17 protein-coding genes and 2 tRNA genes are annotated in these 16696 nt (G+C 56.4%); 11 read left to right on the top strand and 8 right to left on the bottom strand.

What is annotated here, in order from left to right; translation table 11 throughout:
• From RUM_RS12975 to RUM_RS01485, 11 genes are all read left to right on the top strand, one after another.
• Positions 1-287 (top strand): hypothetical protein (locus tag RUM_RS12975; RefSeq protein ID WP_207634946.1); only part of this gene is annotated, 287 nt, incomplete at its 5' end.
• Positions 288-425: 138 nt separating this feature from the next.
• Entirely contained in the window at positions 426-1805 is a 1380-nt protein-coding gene (locus RUM_RS01530) for a sugar transferase (protein WP_015557463.1), read from the top strand.
• An 80-nt stretch (positions 1806-1885) separates the two neighbouring features.
• Complete coding sequence (locus RUM_RS01525) at positions 1886-2962, top strand: mannose-1-phosphate guanylyltransferase (RefSeq protein WP_015557462.1); 1077 nt, start codon at positions 1886-1888, stop codon at positions 2960-2962.
• 20 nt (positions 2963-2982) lie between these two features.
• The gene (gene gmd / locus RUM_RS01520) at positions 2983-4014 is read left to right on the top strand and encodes a GDP-mannose 4,6-dehydratase (protein ID WP_015557461.1); all 1032 of its coding nucleotides are present in this window, start codon (positions 2983-2985) and stop codon (positions 4012-4014) included.
• Between the two features lie 12 nt (positions 4015-4026).
• Entirely contained in the window at positions 4027-5169 is a 1143-nt protein-coding gene (locus tag RUM_RS01515) for a glycosyltransferase family 4 protein (RefSeq protein ID WP_022358313.1), read from the top strand.
• 10 nt (positions 5170-5179) lie between these two features.
• A complete protein-coding gene (locus RUM_RS01510) occupies positions 5180-6325 on the top strand; it encodes a glycosyltransferase (RefSeq protein WP_015557460.1) in 1146 nt (381 codons plus the stop codon).
• The gene (locus RUM_RS01505; protein WP_015557459.1) at positions 6322-7254 is read left to right on the top strand and encodes a GDP-mannose 4,6-dehydratase; all 933 of its coding nucleotides are present in this window, start codon (positions 6322-6324) and stop codon (positions 7252-7254) included. Before RUM_RS01510 ends, RUM_RS01505 begins: the two co-directional genes overlap by 4 nt.
• Positions 7255-7353: 99 nt before the next feature.
• Positions 7354-8013, top strand: a complete 660-nt coding sequence (locus RUM_RS01500; RefSeq protein WP_015557458.1) for a hypothetical protein — start codon at positions 7354-7356, stop codon at positions 8011-8013.
• Between the two features lie 10 nt (positions 8014-8023).
• Complete coding sequence (locus RUM_RS01495) at positions 8024-8605, top strand: hypothetical protein (RefSeq protein WP_015557457.1); 582 nt, start codon at positions 8024-8026, stop codon at positions 8603-8605.
• A 12-nt stretch (positions 8606-8617) separates the two neighbouring features.
• The gene (locus RUM_RS01490; RefSeq protein ID WP_015557456.1) at positions 8618-9202 is read left to right on the top strand and encodes a hypothetical protein; all 585 of its coding nucleotides are present in this window, start codon (positions 8618-8620) and stop codon (positions 9200-9202) included.
• A 52-nt stretch (positions 9203-9254) separates the two neighbouring features.
• Positions 9255-9902, top strand: a complete 648-nt coding sequence (locus tag RUM_RS01485) for a potassium channel family protein (protein ID WP_022358318.1) — start codon at positions 9255-9257, stop codon at positions 9900-9902.
• Positions 9903-9956: 54 nt separating this feature from the next.
• Here RUM_RS01485 and typA read toward each other — a convergent pair whose 3' ends face one another.
• The 8 genes from typA to RUM_RS01445 form a co-directional block, all read right to left on the bottom strand.
• Positions 9957-11777, bottom strand: coding sequence for a translational GTPase TypA (gene typA / locus RUM_RS01480; RefSeq protein WP_015557455.1), 1821 nt, complete (start codon positions 11775-11777; stop codon positions 9957-9959).
• 124 nt (positions 11778-11901) lie between these two features.
• The gene (locus RUM_RS01475) at positions 11902-12300 is read right to left on the bottom strand and encodes a DUF2500 domain-containing protein (protein WP_015557454.1); all 399 of its coding nucleotides are present in this window, start codon (positions 12298-12300) and stop codon (positions 11902-11904) included.
• Positions 12301-12359: 59 nt separating this feature from the next.
• Positions 12360-12444 (bottom strand) — tRNA-Tyr (locus RUM_RS01470).
• 17 nt (positions 12445-12461) lie between these two features.
• Positions 12462-12537: transfer RNA gene (locus RUM_RS01465), tRNA-Thr, on the bottom strand.
• A 119-nt stretch (positions 12538-12656) separates the two neighbouring features.
• Positions 12657-13937 (bottom strand): serine--tRNA ligase, encoded by a 1281-nt coding sequence (serS, locus tag RUM_RS01460; RefSeq protein ID WP_015557453.1) that lies wholly within the window; start codon positions 13935-13937, stop codon positions 12657-12659.
• 79 nt (positions 13938-14016) lie between these two features.
• On the bottom strand, positions 14017-14850 hold the full coding sequence (locus tag RUM_RS01455) for a ParB/RepB/Spo0J family partition protein (protein WP_015557452.1): 834 nt from the start codon (positions 14848-14850) through the stop codon (positions 14017-14019).
• A 13-nt stretch (positions 14851-14863) separates the two neighbouring features.
• Complete coding sequence (locus RUM_RS01450; protein WP_015557451.1) at positions 14864-15661, bottom strand: ParA family protein; 798 nt, start codon at positions 15659-15661, stop codon at positions 14864-14866.
• 136 nt (positions 15662-15797) lie between these two features.
• Entirely contained in the window at positions 15798-16610 is an 813-nt protein-coding gene (locus RUM_RS01445; protein ID WP_041326206.1) for a ParB/RepB/Spo0J family partition protein, read from the bottom strand.
• Positions 16611-16696 lie beyond the last annotated feature (86 nt).

Raw genomic sequence — 16696 nt, 5'->3', positions numbered from 1 at the left:
TCTGTACTGCGTGGGTGGAGCACGCAGAACATCAAAGACAACGTAAAAGAAAAAGGTCACCAACGGTAAAACGCTCCTGCGTGGGTGGAGTACGCAGAGCATCAAAGAACACAGAAAAGGAACAGGTCACCAAAGGGCAAAGCCGCAAAAAGCCACCCCGGAGGAAATGGCTGCAAGATAAAAAAGCCATATTTCACCGGCAGAATCCACAGGATTTCATCCCCATTCTTCCCGGTTTTGTGCGGTTTGAATCGGATTCTGTTAAGAATCGGGGAACATTCTTTTAATCACGGCTTTTTCGTGTATTTGTCTTGACGTGTAAGGGATTTTTTGATACAATGAAATAAATATGGGTATGCTCACAACTGCCCATAGGCTTCCAAAAAAGAAACAGGAGCTTGACGCTTGGACGTCAAACAGGATATATGAACAATCGGGAACAATACAAACGGATCGTTTACTTTTTTTCCACGCTCATCATCGTTGCGCTGCTGACGCTGGAATTTGCATTTACATGGTACACTGCATACAGCGACGTGATCGCTCTGCCCTTTTACCGGCGGGGCAACTGGGTACTGGTGCTGATCTATGCGGTGCTGTTTTTGATTATTCTCAAAGCCTCCGGAGGGTATAAGGTGGGGTATCTGAAGCGGGGAGATATGCTCTACTCCCAGATTTTATCCCTGGGGTTTGTGAACACCATTACTTATTTTCAGATCAGCCTGATCGGCAGACACCTGATGCCGGTGAAGCCCCTTTTGTGGATGACGCTCATCGACCTGGTACTGCTGATCTGCTGGGCGGTGCTGTCCAACCGGTTCTACTTCTGGCTGTATCCCCCACGGCGGCTCATCATCGTCTACGGCAGTCAGTCCGCCGCCCAGTTGGTCATGAAAATGAGCGAGCGGGTGGACAAGTATATGATCTGTGAGTCCATCAACATCGAGGCAGGACTGGATCGGATCAAGCAGGAAATGCGCCGGTTTGAAGGGGTCATCATCTGTGACATCGCCGGGGCGGAGCGGAACGATCTGGTGAAATACTGCTTTGAGACCTCCACCCGGGCGTATATCGCCCCGAAAATCTCCGATATTATTCTCCGGGGGGCGGAGGATATCCGGCTCTTTGATTCCCCCCTGCTGCTGTGCCGGAATTATGGTCTGACCTTTGAGCAGCGGCTTGCAAAGCGTACCTTTGACATCTGCGCAAGCCTTGCGGGACTGATCCTGCTTTCTCCGGTGATGCTGGTCTGCGCACTGGCGGTCAAATGCTACGACGGCGGCAGCATTTTCTACGCCCAGACCCGGCTCACCAAGGACGGCAAGCCCTTCCGGGTGCTGAAATTCCGCAGCATGATCGCAGACGCAGAAAAGGACGGCAAGCCCCGGCTTGCAGGAGAGGATGACGACCGGATCACGCCGGTGGGAAAATTCCTGCGGAAGTGCCGGCTGGACGAGCTGCCCCAGCTCATCAACATCCTCAAGGGGGAAATGTCCGTGGTAGGCCCCCGGCCGGAGCGTCCGGAGCTGACGGAGGAATACTGCCGGGATATGCCGGAATTCCGCTATCGGCTGAAGGTAAAGGCAGGGCTGACGGGCTATGCCCAGGTAACGGGTGTATACGACACCGTGCCCTTTGACAAGCTGAAAATGGATCTGATGTATATTGAGCATTACTCCATGCTGATGGATCTGCGGATCATTCTGATGACCATCAAGACCATGATCCTCCCCGGCAACACCAATGAAAAGCGACACATTCTTCCTGCAAGGGATGCACATAAAACGGACCGGGAACAGCAATAACCGGAAATCGAAGGCGGCACTGTCCGGAGAGGAACAGACCGCCGAAGGAAAGGAGCGCGGCGGAATCGCCGCAGCAAAACATGAAAACAACCGCAGTCATTATGGCAGGAGGCAGAGGCGAACGCTTCTGGCCCAAGAGCCGCACCAACCTGCCCAAGCAGTTTTTGTCCCTGACCAGCGACGGGGAGACCATGATCCAGAAAACCATCAAGCGGCTGGCGCCCCTGGTGGAAACGGAGGATATTTTCGTGGTGACCAACGCCGCCTACAAGCAGCTCGTTCATGAGCAACTGCCCCAGTTGCCCCAGGAAAACATCCTGGCGGAGCCCATGGCACGGAACACCGCCCCCTGTATCGCTCTGGCGGCAGCGGTGATCCGGAAGAAGTATGAGGACGCTGTGATGCTGGTGCTGCCCTCGGATCATCTGATCCAGTATGAGGAAATGTACACGGACACCTTAAAGCAAGCCATCCGGGTGGCAGAGCAGGGGGACAATCTGGTGACCATCGGCATCACCCCCACCTATCCGGAAACCGGCTACGGCTACATCAAGTTCCAGCGGGGCGGGGAGGATCTGCCCGGCGGCGTGTACCAGGTGGATTGCTTTGTGGAAAAGCCGGATCTAGACACCGCAAAGAGCTATCTTGCCTCCCGGAAGTATCTGTGGAACAGCGGCATGTTCGTGTGGAAGATCTCCACCATCACCGAGAATTTCCGGAAGCTGATGCCGGAGCTGTACACGGGCATGGACGCCATGACCGAAGCATACGGCACCCCGTCCTTTGACCAGGTGCTCCACGATCAGTTCGCCGCATTCCCCTCCGAATCCATCGACTTCGGGGTGATGGAAAAGGCGGAGCATATCTACACCCTGTCCGCAAGCTTCGGCTGGGACGATGTGGGCAACTGGCTGGCGCTGGAGCGGATCAACCAGACCAACGAATACGGCAACTACGTCACCGGGGACGTGATCACCATCAACACCAGCCGCAGCACCATCTGCGGCAGCAAGCGGCTCATTGCCGCTGTGGGCATCGAGGATCTGATCGTGGTGGATACGGACGACGCAGTGCTGATCTGTGCAAAGGACAGCACCCAGGACGTCAAGAAGGTCATCGAAAATCTCAGGATCTGCAACCGCAGAGAACTGATTTAATGAAAAGAGAGGATATACACATGAAAAATGCACTGATTACTGGTATCACCGGACAGGACGGTTCTTATCTGGCAGAGCTGCTGCTGGAGAAGGGCTACAACGTATACGGCATCATGCGCCGCAAGAGCGTGGTGGACTACGGCAACGTGGATCACATCAAGGACAAGCTGCACTTTATCTATGCGGACATGACCGATGAGATCTCCCTGATCAACGCAATGCGGATCTCCCAGGCGGACGAGGTGTACAACCTGGCGGCACAGTCCTTTGTGGCAACCAGTTGGGAGCAGCCCCTGGCAACCGCAGAGATCGACGCCATCGGCGTGACCAACATGCTGGAGGCTATCCGCACTGTCAAGCCCTCCTGCCGGTTCTATCAGGCATCCACCTCTGAAATGTTCGGACTGGTACAGGCAGTGCCCCAGTGCGAAACCACTCCCTTCTACCCCAGAAGCCCCTACGGGGTCGCAAAGCTGTACGGCCACTGGATCACCAAGAACTACCGGGAAAGCTACGGCCTGTTTGCATGCTCCGGCATTCTGTTCAACCATGAATCCGAGCGGAGAGGCAAGGAGTTCGTGACCCGGAAGATCACCGACGCTGTGGCACGGATCAAGCAGGGGGTTCTGGATCACGTTGAGCTGGGGAACATGGACGCAAAGCGGGACTGGGGTCACTCCAAGGACTATGTACGGGCAATGTGGCTGATGCTGCAGCAGGATGCGCCGGACGATTACGTCATTGCCACCAACGAGACCCGTACCGTGCGGGAATTTGTAGAGATCGCCTTTGCGCAGGCAGGCATCCAGGTACAGTGGCAGGGCACCGGCGTGGACGAGATCGGCATCGACAAGGCAACCGGCAAGACCATCGTCAAGGTGAACAAGGACTTCTTCCGTCCGGCGGAGGTACAGCTGCTGCTGGGGAATCCGGCAAAGGCGGAGGAAAAGCTGGGCTGGAAGCGGGAGATCTCCTTTGCAGAGCTGGTACAGCGCATGGTGGACAATGACATGGCGCTGGTGGAAAAAGAGCTGAAAGTGGCTGCACTGTAAGAGGACACGGCTTTGAGAATTGCATTTGACGCAGCGCCGCTGCTGGACGAGCATATGTCCGGCGTGGGGCACTGTGAGGCTGGGCTTGTGCTTGCCTTGCAGCGGCTCTACCCGGAGCATGCCTATATATTCAACTATTTTTCCGTCCGGGGCAGCGCCGGGAAGCGGCAGCGGCTGTCCCCCTACATGCTGCCGGGCAGTGAGACCAATACCCCCACCTTCTCCCCCCTGGTGTACCGGATGATGACACAGTTCATCCCGGTGCCCTACCGGTGGTTTTTCGGGAACAAGGCGGACATTACCCACTACTTCAACTACATTGTACCCCCGGGGGTATCCGGCAGAACCCTGGTGACGGTGCATGACATGGTGATCCGGGCGTTTCCGGAAACCATGCGTGCCCGGACAAAGACCCTGCTGCGGGTGGGACTGGAGCGGTCTATGAAGCGGGCGGATCGGATCATCACCGTATCGGAGTTTTCCCGGCAGGAGATCCTCAAATACTACCCCAGATACGAGGACAAGATCCGTATCGTCAAGTGCGGAGTGGATCTGGACAAGTTCCAGCCGGCATCCCCGGAGGAGATCGAACGGGTGCGGAGCAGCGTGGGACTGCCGGAGGAATATTTCCTGTTTATGGGGAATGTGGAACCGAGAAAGAACCTGCTGCGGCTGATCCAGGCTTATGCAAAGCTGTCGGAGCGGATGCCCCAGGTGCCGAAGCTGGTAGTGGCAGGGGCAAACGGCTGGCGCAACAGCGAGATCTATGAATCCGTCCAGAAGCCGGAGCTGATCGACCGGGTGCAGTTTACCAACTACATTCCGGAGGGGGATCTGCGGGGACTGGTGTGCGGCGCAACCGCATTTCTGTTCCCGTCGGTGTATGAGGGCTTCGGGATCCCGCCTCTGGAGGCAATGGCATGCGGCGTACCGGTGATGGCATCCAAAACCGCATCCCTGCCGGAGGTAACGGGGGACTGCGCCGTGCAGATCGATCCCTATGACCTGGACAGCATGGCGCAGGGCATGGAACAGCTGTACACGGACGCTGCTCTGCGGCAGGATCTGGCTGCCCGGGGACGGGAGCGTGCAAAGACCCTGACCTGGGACGCTGCGGCGCAGGATCTGATGCAGGTGTATCAGGAGCTCATATAAGGAGGCACCCATGGCAGGACTGCGGATCTTGCAGGTGAATAAATTCTATCCTCCCCACATCGGGGGCATCGAAACCGTGGTGCAGCAGGTGTCCGAAGGGCTGAAGGATCGGGCACAGGTGTCCGTACTGGTATGCCAGCCCCGGGGCAAGGGCATCCGGGAGGAATACGGCGGCGTATCCGTCACCCGGTGCAGCACCTGGCGGACGGTGGCATCCTGTCCTGTATCCTTTTCCTTTTTCCGGGCATTTCGCCGGATGGCAAAGGAGGCGGACGTGATCGAGTGCCACCTGCCCTTCCCCCCGGCGGATCTGGCATGCCTGCTGTCCCGGACAAGGAAACGGGTGGTCATCGCCTGGCACAGCGATGTGGTCAAGCAGAAAAGGCTGCTGACGCTGTACAAGCCCATTCTCCGTCGGTTTTTACGCCGGGCGGACGCCATCATCGTTGCCACACAGGGGCATATTGACAGCTCCGCCTTTTTGCAGCCCTATCGGGACAAGTGCGTGGTGATCCCCTACGGCATTGACACTGCCGCTTATCTGCATGCCCCGGCGGCACCCATTCTCACGGAAAAGCTCCAGGGCAAGCCACTGAAAAAGCTGCTGTTTGTAGGGCGGCTGGTGTATTACAAGGGGGTGGATGTGCTGCTGCGGGCATTTGCCAGGACGGAGGGCTGCGCCCTGTTTTTGGCGGGAGAAGGGGTGCTGGAGCCGCAACTGCGGCAGGAGGCACAGGAGCTGGGCGTGGCTGACCGGGTCTTTTTCCTGGGCAGGCTGTCGAACTCGGATCTCCGTGCCGCCTTCCGGGACTGCGATCTGTTCGTGCTGCCCTCGGTGGCAAACAGCGAGGCCTTCGGCATTGTGCAGCTAGAGGCCATGGTATACGGCAAGCCGGTCATCAACACCGCCCTGCCTACGGGAGTGCCCCTGGTGAGCCTGGACGGGGAAACCGGGCTGACGGTGCCCCCGGGGGATGAAAACGCCCTGGCGGACGCCATCCGCACCTTAGCGGAGGATGACGACCGCCGGGAAGCATACGGGGCGGCGGCACAGCGCCGGGTGCTGGAGGAGTTTGAGCTGCACAGCATGATCGACAGGGTGTACCGGGTTTTGGCGGATCACATCGAAACAGAAGAAAGGGGCATGGACAAATGAACACGCTGGTCATCGGCGGCGGCGGCTTTGTGGGCGCCTATCTCATTGCGGAGCTGAACGCCGGAGGGCATCGGGTACATGCCACAAAGCTGCCCGGAGAGGAGATCCGGGGCACCTGTACCATACATGATCTGGATATTTTACAGCCGGAGGCGGTCAGCGCCCTGCTGGAGCAGTTGAAGCCGGACTGGATCTTTCATCTGGCGGCGCAAAGCTCCGTGGCGCTTTCCTGGAAGCGTCCCCAACTGACGGTGGACGTGAACGTCAAGGGCACGCTGAACCTGCTGGAGGCGGTACGGCGGCTGGCGCATCAGCCCAGAGTGCTGCTGATCGGCTCCGGGGAGGAATACGGGCCGGTGCACTGCTGCCCGGTGGGGGAGGATACCCCCCTGCATCCGGGAAATGTATACGCCGCCACCAAGGCGTGTCAGGGGATGCTGGGGGAGATCTACGCCAAGGCATACGGCATGGATCTGCTCTGCGTCCGGGCGTTCAACCACGTTGGCCCGGGGCAGGCACCCATGTTCGTGGTGTCGGATTTCTGCCGGCAGACCGCAGCCATTGAGCTGGGGCAGCAGGAACCGGTGATCCGGATCGGGAATCTGTCTGCGAAGCGGGATTTCACCGATGTGCGGGACGTGGTGCGTGCCTATGTGCTGCTGGCGGAAAAGGGCATCGCCGGCAGGGTCTATAACGTGGGCAGCGGCAAGGCGGTGGAGATCCGGGGGATCCTGGATCTGATCCTTGCCCAGTCCGGTGCGAAGATCCAGGCGGAAACTGACCCGGCAAAGCTGCGGCCGGTGGATGTACCGGTGGTGGAGGCGGATATCCGCCGGTTGCAGGAGGATACGGGCTGGCAGCGGCAAATCCCTCTGGAGCAGACCATCCGGGACACCCTTGCCTATTGGCGAACAGAATTGGCGAAATAAGAAACAGCCGGGGAGCAGACGCTTTCCGGCTGTCTTGACAACGGCAAGGTTTTATGCTACTGTTAGATGGGGAAAACACGTTGAAAGGATACGGAAACCATGAGAAATATGAAACGGGCGGCAGCTCTGGGCGCAGCACTGGTACTGTGCGTGAGCTGCTTTGCCGGCTGCGGCAGTAAGGACAGCAGCGGCAATACAAGCAATCCCACCTCCAGGACAGCCATGGAGGATCTGGACTACGGGGCGACCCTGCGGATCGACAAAAAGGCATACGGGGTGCCTATGCAGTACGACAAGCGGTTTTTTGAGGATGAGGCATCCTTGCAGGTGATCGGGAACTACTACCGTTCCATTGCGGAAAATGATTCCGCCCTGTTTGAACAAGTGCAGCTGCCGGCGTACCTGGATTACACCATCAAGACCGTGCATAAGTCGGAATTTACCACGGCGGAGCTGGTGCAAGCCACCCACGATAGCTGGAAGGAGCATATGGACGGGGACTTTGCCATTTCCCTGGTGGACATTGTAGGCTGTGAGGTATCCAGAACCTATACGGGGATCACCACCATTCTGGATATGCTGGACAGCATCCAGGAGGGCATCTCCGGCAAGATCGACGTGATCTATGAGCTGACGGTGGACGTATATCTGACCCCGGCGGACAGCGGCATTGTGGGGCTGGAAACCCAGACCAAAAAGGATGGACAGGTGCTGTTCCTGTTCCATGTGGACGATCAGTGGTACCTGATCTACAACTAAGGGGAGAAGCATGAAGGGGAAATTCGTCAGAGCCATGGCGGTGGCGCTGTGCTGCGCCATGCTTGCCGGATGCGGCAAAAAAGAGGAGGGCGGCAGCCTGGAGTACCAGGGCATTGCCGTGACCTTTGACCAGAGCAAGATCGTGCCGGAGGCTGCAAAGCAGGTTGCCGGAGTGTATTACGCAGTGGAGAAAAAGGATGCGGCGCTGTACAAGAGCCTGCTGTGCAACGAATACCTGGCGTATACGGAGCAGTACTGGCAGCAGACCGGATATACCTATGACATGCTGCTGAGTGCCCTGTACAGCCAGACGGCGGATCTGGTGGGGGGCGACTACAAGGTCACAAAGGTGGACATCACCCAGGTAGCATGCGATGAGGCTGCCAAGGCGGTGGCGGAGAAGCTGGATCAGGTGTCCAACCAGTTGTGGAACAAGCGGGCAAGCGCCTACTGGGTCAGCTATGCCACCGTGTACAGCAATGTGACCATCGAAGCCCTGGAGGGCGGCAGAAGCTATACTATGAAAAACAACGCAGTGTATGTGATCCAGAACGGAGACAGCTATCTGCTGGCTCTGGAGTGGGGATCCTAAGGAGGAAGCAGCATGAAACGAGGCATGCTTGCGGCGGTGCTGGCAGCAGCCCTGCTGCTGGGAGGATGCGGCGGCGGCAGCAGCGACAGTACCCCTGCCACCACAGAGGCGGCAGAACAGATGCAGGTGCTGTACGACAAGGAGACACTGGATCCGGATTGCGCAGCAGTCACGGAGCGGTACTTCCAAGCCATTCAGGATCAGGATTTTGACGCCTACAAGGCATGCATCTTCCCGGTGTATTACGAACACATGGAGCAGATGCTGCAAACCAATTACCAGTACGGCATGGAGCAGTCCTTCCGGAAGCGCTGTGCCGGATTCCTGGGGGAGGGGCATGCCAGCTATCAGATCACCAGTCTGCAAATGGAGTATGCGGCGGAGGAATCCCTGGACAGCTATTTTTCCTCCATGGAAGGCATATTCGGGGCGGAATTTCAGAAGGATATCCAGGACGCCATGGAGGAGAACCATGTGATCCTGTTCACGCTGAAGGTGAGATTCGACAACGCCGGTGAGGAGCAGACCCTGGTGCAGGACAATGAACTGATCCTGGCAAAGGCAAAAGCGGACGGAACGTATTATGTATTCGGGTGATTCCACTTTTCCACATGTGGAATGTTGAAAACAAGCAGGAGGATGCAAACAGGTGAAAAATATTCTATTGGTGGGACTGGGTCGGTTCGGCAGGCACATTGCCCAGGAGCTGCACGCACTGGGGCATATGGTACTGGCGGTGGATCGGAACGAGGAACGGGTGAACCGGGCGCTGCCCTTTCTGACCAATGCCCAGATCGGGGACAGCACCAGTGAAGCCTTTCTGTCCAGTCTTGGCGTGGGGGATTTTGACGTATGCATCGTCACCATCAGCCACGATTTTCAGAACTCTCTGGAGACCACCTCCCTGTTAAAGGAGCTTGGAGCAAAGCTGGTGGTATCCCGGGCGGAACGGGACGTACAGGCAAAGTTCCTGCTGCGGAACGGGGCGGATCAGGTGGTGTATCCGGAGGAGCAGATGGCAAAGTGGACTGCCATTCGCTATACGGCGGATCACATTCTGGATTACATTGAGGTGGACGATTCACACGCCATTTTCGAGGTGGAGGTGCCGGAGGGCTGGCGTGGAAAATCCGTGGGACAGCTGGATATCCGGAAAAAGTACAACATCAACATTGCCGCCATCAAGCAGAACGGGCACATCAACGTGAACATCAATCCGGACACGGTGCTGACCGGGGAGATGACCATGCTGGTGCTGGGAGAATACAAGGCGCTGCAAAAATACTTTCACTTATAAGCGCAAAAAGCCGCATCACAGGCTCTGTGATGCGGCTTCATTCATGCCGGAAGATCAGATGACCTTTGCCCGGTTCTTGGCACGCTGGGTATTGCTGAGGATCCGCTTACGGATCCGGAGATTCTTGGGGGTGACCTCCAGCAGCTCGTCATCCGCCAGGAATTCCAGGCAATCCTCCAGACTCAGGTTGATGGGGGGTACCAGCCGGAGTGCGTCATCGCTGCCGCTGGCACGGGTATTGGTCAGGTGCTTGCGCTTGCACACATTCACCACAATGTCCTCCCCCTTGGGGGACTGACCCACCACCATGCCCTCGTATACGGGCACGCCGGCGCCGATAAACAGATTGCCCCGCTCCTGGGCGTTATACAGACCGTAGGTGACGGAGTCGCCGGTTTCAAAGGATACCAGAGAGCCAACACTGCGGCGGGGGATATCCCCCTTGTAGGGCTCGTAGCCCTCGAACACGCTGCTCATGATGCCCTCCCCCTTGGTATCGGTGAGGAATTCGCTCTTATAGCCGAACAGACCTCTGGCAGGAATCAGGAACTCCAGACGCATGCGGCTGCCCTGGGGATGCATGGACTGCAGCTCCGCCTTCCGGGTACCCATTTTCTCCATAACGCTGCCTACGCTCTCCTCCGGCACGTCGATGACCAGCCGCTCAATGGGCTCCATCTTCTTGCCGTGATCGTCCCGGAACAATACACGGGGGGTGGACACTGCCAGCTCGTAGCCCTCCCGGCGCATGTTTTCGATGAGGATGGACAGGTGCATTTCTCCCCGTCCTGCCACCAGGAAAGAGTCCGTGGAGTCGGTTTCGCTGACCCGCAGGGAAACATCCTTCAGAAGCTCCTTGAACAGCCGGTCACGAAGCTGACGGGAGGTGACGAACTTGCCGTCCCGACCTGCCAGGGGACTGTCGTTGACGGAGAAGGTCATTTCCACCGTAGGCTCGCTGATCTTGGTAAAGGGCAGAGGCTCAAAGGCACCGTTTTCACAGACTGTGTCCCCGATGGTGATGTTTTCGATGCCGCTGACCCATACAATATCCCCCACTGTGGCAGTTTCCACCGGTACCCGCTTCAGCTCCTGGATCTGCATCAGGGTCACCAGCTTCGCATTGTAAGGCTTTCTGGATTCGTGGTAATCCCCTACGGTGATTGCCTGTCCCACCCGGGCGGTGCCCCGCTCGATTCTACCAATGCCGATTCTACCCACATATTCGTTGTAGTCGATGGAGGAGATCAGCATTTGCAGGGGAGCGTTCTCGTCCCCCTGGGGCGGTTCAATGTAGTTGACGATGGTATCGAACAGGGGAGTCAGATCCTCGCCCTCCTCGTACTGGCTCAGGGAGGCGGTGCCGGCTCTGCCGGAGCAGAACAGGATGGGGCTTTCCAGCTGTTCATCGTTGGCGTCAAGCTCCAGCAGCAGCTCCAGCACCTCGTCCCCGATCTCGTCCAGACGGGCATCCGGCCGGTCGATCTTGTTGACCACGATGATGATCTTGTGACCCATCTCCAGCGCCTTGGACAGCACAAACCGGGTCTGGGGCATGGGGCCCTCCGCCGCATCCACCAGCAGCAACACCCCGTCCACCATGTTCAGCACACGCTCCACCTCGCCGCCGAAATCCGCATGACCGGGGGTGTCGATGATGTTGATCTTGATGCCGTTGTAGCATACGGAGGTGTTCTTCGCCAGAATGGTGATGCCCCGCTCACGCTCCAGGTCGTTGCTGTCCATGACACGCTCCGCTACATTCTGATTCTCCCGGAATGCGCCGCCCTGCTTGAGCATTTCGTCCACCAGGGTGGTTTTGCCGTGGTCAACGTGGGCGATGATGGCGATATTCCGCAGATCGTTTCTTACCATAATGGTCATCCTTTCCTGTTGCGGAGCAGTGATACTCCACAATACTTATACACAATTTTTGTTGAATATGTTCAAATTTCCTTTTCGTTTGGGCATAAGAAAAGCCTTGCGCTTTGCAAGGCGATTACATGAACCAATCCGGCTCAAAGCCAAGAAAATACCCGTTCTGGATCACCAGAGTGCCGGACAGACCCTCTTGCAGACCCTCGTAGGTGTCCTCGTCCACAAACAGCACACGCTTGGTGCCGTTGTCCAGGAGAAATTCCGCCTCGAAGGCGTTCAGATGGTCGGGGGACTGGGCTGTGCCGGTTTTCAGCACGCCGCAGCGCATGCCGATGACCACCGCATGCAGGGATTCAGGCTCCCCGGATGCGTGGGATGCGGGCGGTGCCGGAATCCGGCGCTTTTCCCGCCGCCTGGACAGGATCAGACTGCCGGCAAGAAAGCATCCGAACAGCAGAACCACCAGCAGTGGGATCAGACTGCCCCAGGCAATGAGACAGGGCGTTACAGGCAGGTGCATAGCTTACCTCCGCTGACAATGAAAAAACTCCGATTTGATGTCGGAGTTTTTCTGGGTATTGGTGGGGGAAGATGGATTCGAACCATCGAAGCTAGAAGCAACAGATTTACAGTCTGCCCCCTTTGGCCACTCGGGAATTCCCCCATATATTACGCAGTTGATGGAGCTGGTGGACGGACTCGAACCCCCGACCTGCTGATTACAAATCAGCTGCTCTACCAACTGAGCTACACCAGCACTAGCGTGATAACATAAAATATTATATCACACGGCGCAGTGGTTGTCAAGCCTTTTTTTCGATTTTTTCAAAAAAATTTCGAGGCACGGAATACCCCATGCCTCGAAAGATAATTGATTTACCGAATAACATCCTTGCCGCCCATATACATCCGGAGCGGCTCCGGAATCCGGACGGAACCATCCGCATTCAGGTTGTTCTCCAGGAACGCAATGAGCATCCGGGGCGGTGCGACCACCGTATTGTTCAGCGTATGCGCCAGGTACTTTTCCCCGTCTGCGCCCTTGACACGGATGCCGAGCCGCCGTGCCTGAGCATCCCCCAGATTGGAGCAGCTGCCTACCTCGAAGTACTTCTTCTGACGGGGGGACCATGCCTCCACGTCGATGCTCTTGACCTTCAGATCCGCCAGGTCGCCGGAGCAGCACTCCAGAGTGCGTACCGGGATATCCAGGCTCCGGAAGAAGTCCACTGTGTTCTGGTACAGCTTGACGAACCACGCCTTGCTGTCCTCCGGCTTGCAGACCACGATCATTTCCTGCTTTTCAAACTGATGAATCCGGTATACGCCACGCTCCTCAATGCCGTGGGCGCCCACTTCCTTCCGGAAGCAGGGGGAATAGCTGGTAAGCGTCTGGGGCAGGGACTCCTCCGGCAGGATGGTGTCGATGAACCGACCGATCATGGAATGCTCACTGGTACCAATCAGGTACAGATCCTCCCCTTCGATCTTGTACATCATGCCCTCCATCTCCGCAAAACTCATAACACCGGTGACTACGTCGCTGCGGATCATGTAAGGGGGGATGAAATATGTAAAGCCACGATCGATCATGAAGTCCCGGGCATAGGACAGAATGGCGGAATGGAGCCGGGCAATGTCACCGCAGAGATAGTAGAAGCCGTTTCCGCTGGTTTTCCGGGCACTGTCGATGTCGATGCCGTGGAGCTTTTCCATGATATCCACATGATAGGGGACTTCAAACTCCGGTACAAAGGGATCCCCGAAGCGCTCCACCTCCACATTTTCGCTGTCATCCCTGCCGATGGGCACTGTATCGTCAATAATGTTGGGGATCACCAGCATAATCTTCCGGATCCGTGCCTCCAGGTCGTTTTCCATCGCCTCAGATTCGCTCAGTTCCTTTGCAAGCTCCGCAACCTCCGCCTTCCTGGCTTCCGCCTCCTCCTTCTGTCCTTTTGCCATCAGCCCGCCGATCGCCTTGCTGATGGTTTTTCGCTGGTTCCGCAGTGCATCGCTCTTGACTTTCGTCTCACGATACTGCTTGTCCAATTCCACAACCTCGTCCACCAGGGGGAGCTTTTCATCCTGGAATTTCTTCTTGATATTTTCCTTCACCAGTTCCGGATTTGTCCGGATCAACTTTATATCGATCATGATTTTCTCTCCTGTATTGAATTTGTTCCACGTGGAACAATTTTGTTTCACACCATGCAAACCGCAGTGTTGCGTGCTTTCACTCAGTCAATTTTTTTGCAAGAGTTGCAAGATCGTCCTTGTCATAGTACTCCAGAATCAGCATCCCTTTCTTTCTGCCCTGATCCACCTTCACCTTTCTGCCCAGACTGCTGCTCAGGCTCAGCTCCATCTCCTTATAGTAGCTGTCCCGGCGCCGATCCGGCTGAAGCAGGTGCTCCTTGGGTGCTGCCGCCAGCTTTTCAATGGCACGAACAGTCAGCTGACCGTCCGCCGCCCGTGCAGCGCATGCAAGCATGGCTTCCTCATCCGCAAAGCCAGCCAGCGCCTTGGCATGACCGGTGGTGATGGATCCCTCTTGCAAATATTGCTGAATCTGCCCCGGCAACTGTAAAAGCCGCAGGGAGTTTGCCACCGCCGACCGGGATCGGCCCACGATCTGGGCGATGCACTCCTGGGTCATACCAAACTGATCCAACAATTCCTGGTATCCCTGGGCCTCCTCAATAGGGTTCAGATTTTCTCGCTGCAAATTCTCAATCAGTGCAATCTGCATGGTTTCCTGGTCGGACATTGCTCGGATCGTCACCGGCACTTCCTCCAGTCCCAGCATCCGGGCTGCCCGCCAGCGCCGTTCACCGGCTACAATCTGGTAGGAGCCGTTTTCCAGCGGGCGCACAAGGATTGGTTGGATCATGCCATGCTCCCGAATGGAATCAGCCAGTGCAGCAATTGCCCCATCATCAAAGGATTTTCGGGGCTGCTCCCGGTTTGGCTCGATCTCCGCCACCCGCAAAGTGGAAAGATTATGTACTTCCGTCGTGTTGTCCGAGAACAAGGTCTCGTAGCCCCGTCCCAAACCGCCTTTTGCCATAGCCTACTCCTTTCTAACGCCCAAAAAGCCGCCGCTTCTGCTGAATCACCAGAGGTTCACCCAGAATCTCGTGCCCCAACAGCTCATACGCCTCTGCGCCCTTTGAGCTCTTATCGTAATACATTACCGGCTTGCCATGGCTGGGTGCCTCAGAGAGCCGCACATTCCGAGGTATTTTTGTCTGGAACACCTTTCCCGGAAAGTATCGCTCCACCTCATCCACAACCTGATTGGATAAATTCAGCCGTGCATCGAACATGGTAAACAGGATTCCCTGGATATCCAGCCCGGGATTATACCTGGATCGAACGATCCGCATGGTATCTGACAGCTGGGACAGACCCTCCAGTGCAAAAAACTCGGCTTCCATGGGGATAATCAGCTTATCGCATGCCACCAGGCCGTTCAGAGTCATCAAACTCAGGGACGGGGGACAGTCGATAAACACAAAATCGTAGTCCGTCCGACAGGTGAGCAACTGCATTTTTAACCGATTCATCCGGTTATCCAGCTCGATCATTTCGATCTCGGCGCCAGCCAGTGCTGAAACAGCCGGCACAACACTTACATTGGAAAACTCGCTGTCGAGGATCGCCTCCTGGATTCGTGCTTTTCCAAGCAGCACATCATAGGAGGACACCTCCAGACCCTTTTTTTGTATGCCAAATCCAGTGGTGGTATTGCCCTGGGCATCGATATCCACACAGAGCACTTTTTTGCCCCGGGAACCCAGGTATGCAGCAAGATTTACAACCGTTGTGGTTTTTCCAACGCCGCCCTTCTGATTTGCGACCGCAAAAATGCGAGCCATCTTACCGCCTCCTTCCATTTCAATACTATTATAGCATGTGGAGGCGGTCTTGTAAAGGTGTTTGCAAAAAAATGTTCCACGTGGAACATTCCACATGGAACATGCAGACCGGTTATAATTGTTCCACGTGGAACAATTACTTCACAACCGGTATGTAGACACGATATTCAACGAAATCATCGTGCTGGATTTTCCGTGCATCAGCCTGGATTCCGGCTGCCTGCATAGTCTCTACGGCCTTCTGGATCGTATTTACGAAAATACGCACGTTCTGAAAAAACGGGCTGCGTTGGCGATAGCTTTCCCGTTCCTTTTGCTGATGCAGCAGATCGGCTATCAACTGCTCGGTTTTCTCCACGTTCAAATTTCGCTTGATGACCTGCTGCAGCACCGTCTCACGATCCTCCAGGGAGGAGAGCTTCAGAAGCGCTCTTGCATGCCGTTCCGTCAACCCATACTTTAAAATCAGAGCCCGGTGGGGTTCACTGATTTTCAGCAGGCGCAGCTTGTTCGCAACGGTACTTTGGGCTCTGCCCAGTTTCACTGCCGCATCCTCCTGGGTCATGCCGTAAGAGGCGATAAGCCGCTGGATAGCTGCTGCCTCATCGAAAAAATTCAGATTCTGCCGCTGAATATTCTCCACCAGTGACAGAATAGCAGATGTTCGATCCGAAACGTCGAAAACGATGCAAGGCACGGTTGGCAACCCAAGTTCCCTGGCAGCCCGGAGCCGGCGCTCCCCAGCGATCAGCTCGTACCCATCCGGCAGCTTCCGCACGGAAAGTGGCTGCAAAAGGCCGTTCTGCTGAATGCTTTCCGCCAGCGAGAGAATTTCCACCTCCTCGAACTCCGTCCTGGGCTGATGCGGATTCGGCAAAATCTCCTCCGGTGCGACCTGGATCACCCTCGTTGTGTTCTTTTCTCTTGTAAAGCCTAGAAATGTCCCCATTTTCTGCTCCTTTCCACGGTTGTCCGTAAGCCAATTGTAGCAGAAAATATGCCCCATTTCCAATACAAAAATCCGCTTACTTCAAC

It is taken from the genome of Ruminococcus champanellensis 18P13 = JCM 17042 (assembly GCF_000210095.1).
Taxonomy (GTDB): Bacteria; Bacillota; Clostridia; order Oscillospirales; family Ruminococcaceae; genus Ruminococcus_F; species Ruminococcus_F champanellensis.
The sequence above is the reverse complement of the archived record's forward strand: the minus strand, read 5'-3'. Positions and strand labels throughout refer to the sequence as shown.

Excerpts from the sequence above, each read along its gene's own strand:
- RUM_RS01530 (WP_015557463.1), top strand. The coding sequence starts at position 426 with ATGAACAATCGGGAACAATACAAACGGATCGTTTACTTTTTTTCCACG.
- RUM_RS01525 (WP_015557462.1), top strand. The coding sequence starts at position 1,886 with ATGAAAACAACCGCAGTCATTATGGCAGGAGGCAGAGGCGAACGCTTC.
- gmd (WP_015557461.1), top strand. The coding sequence starts at position 2,983 with ATGAAAAATGCACTGATTACTGGTATCACCGGACAGGACGGTTCTTAT.
- RUM_RS01510 (WP_015557460.1), top strand. The coding sequence starts at position 5,180 with ATGGCAGGACTGCGGATCTTGCAGGTGAATAAATTCTATCCTCCCCAC.
- RUM_RS01505 (WP_015557459.1), top strand. The coding sequence starts at position 6,322 with ATGAACACGCTGGTCATCGGCGGCGGCGGCTTTGTGGGCGCCTATCTC.
- RUM_RS01500 (WP_015557458.1), top strand. The coding sequence starts at position 7,354 with ATGAGAAATATGAAACGGGCGGCAGCTCTGGGCGCAGCACTGGTACTG.
- RUM_RS01495 (WP_015557457.1), top strand. The coding sequence starts at position 8,024 with ATGAAGGGGAAATTCGTCAGAGCCATGGCGGTGGCGCTGTGCTGCGCC.
- RUM_RS01490 (WP_015557456.1), top strand. The coding sequence starts at position 8,618 with ATGAAACGAGGCATGCTTGCGGCGGTGCTGGCAGCAGCCCTGCTGCTG.
- typA (WP_015557455.1), bottom strand. The coding sequence starts at position 11,777 with ATGGTAAGAAACGATCTGCGGAATATCGCCATCATCGCCCACGTTGAC.
- RUM_RS01475 (WP_015557454.1), bottom strand. The coding sequence starts at position 12,300 with ATGCACCTGCCTGTAACGCCCTGTCTCATTGCCTGGGGCAGTCTGATC.
- serS (WP_015557453.1), bottom strand. The coding sequence starts at position 13,937 with ATGATCGATATAAAGTTGATCCGGACAAATCCGGAACTGGTGAAGGAA.
- RUM_RS01455 (WP_015557452.1), bottom strand. The coding sequence starts at position 14,850 with ATGGCAAAAGGCGGTTTGGGACGGGGCTACGAGACCTTGTTCTCGGAC.
- RUM_RS01450 (WP_015557451.1), bottom strand. The coding sequence starts at position 15,661 with ATGGCTCGCATTTTTGCGGTCGCAAATCAGAAGGGCGGCGTTGGAAAA.
- RUM_RS01445 (WP_041326206.1), bottom strand. The coding sequence starts at position 16,610 with ATGGGGACATTTCTAGGCTTTACAAGAGAAAAGAACACAACGAGGGTG.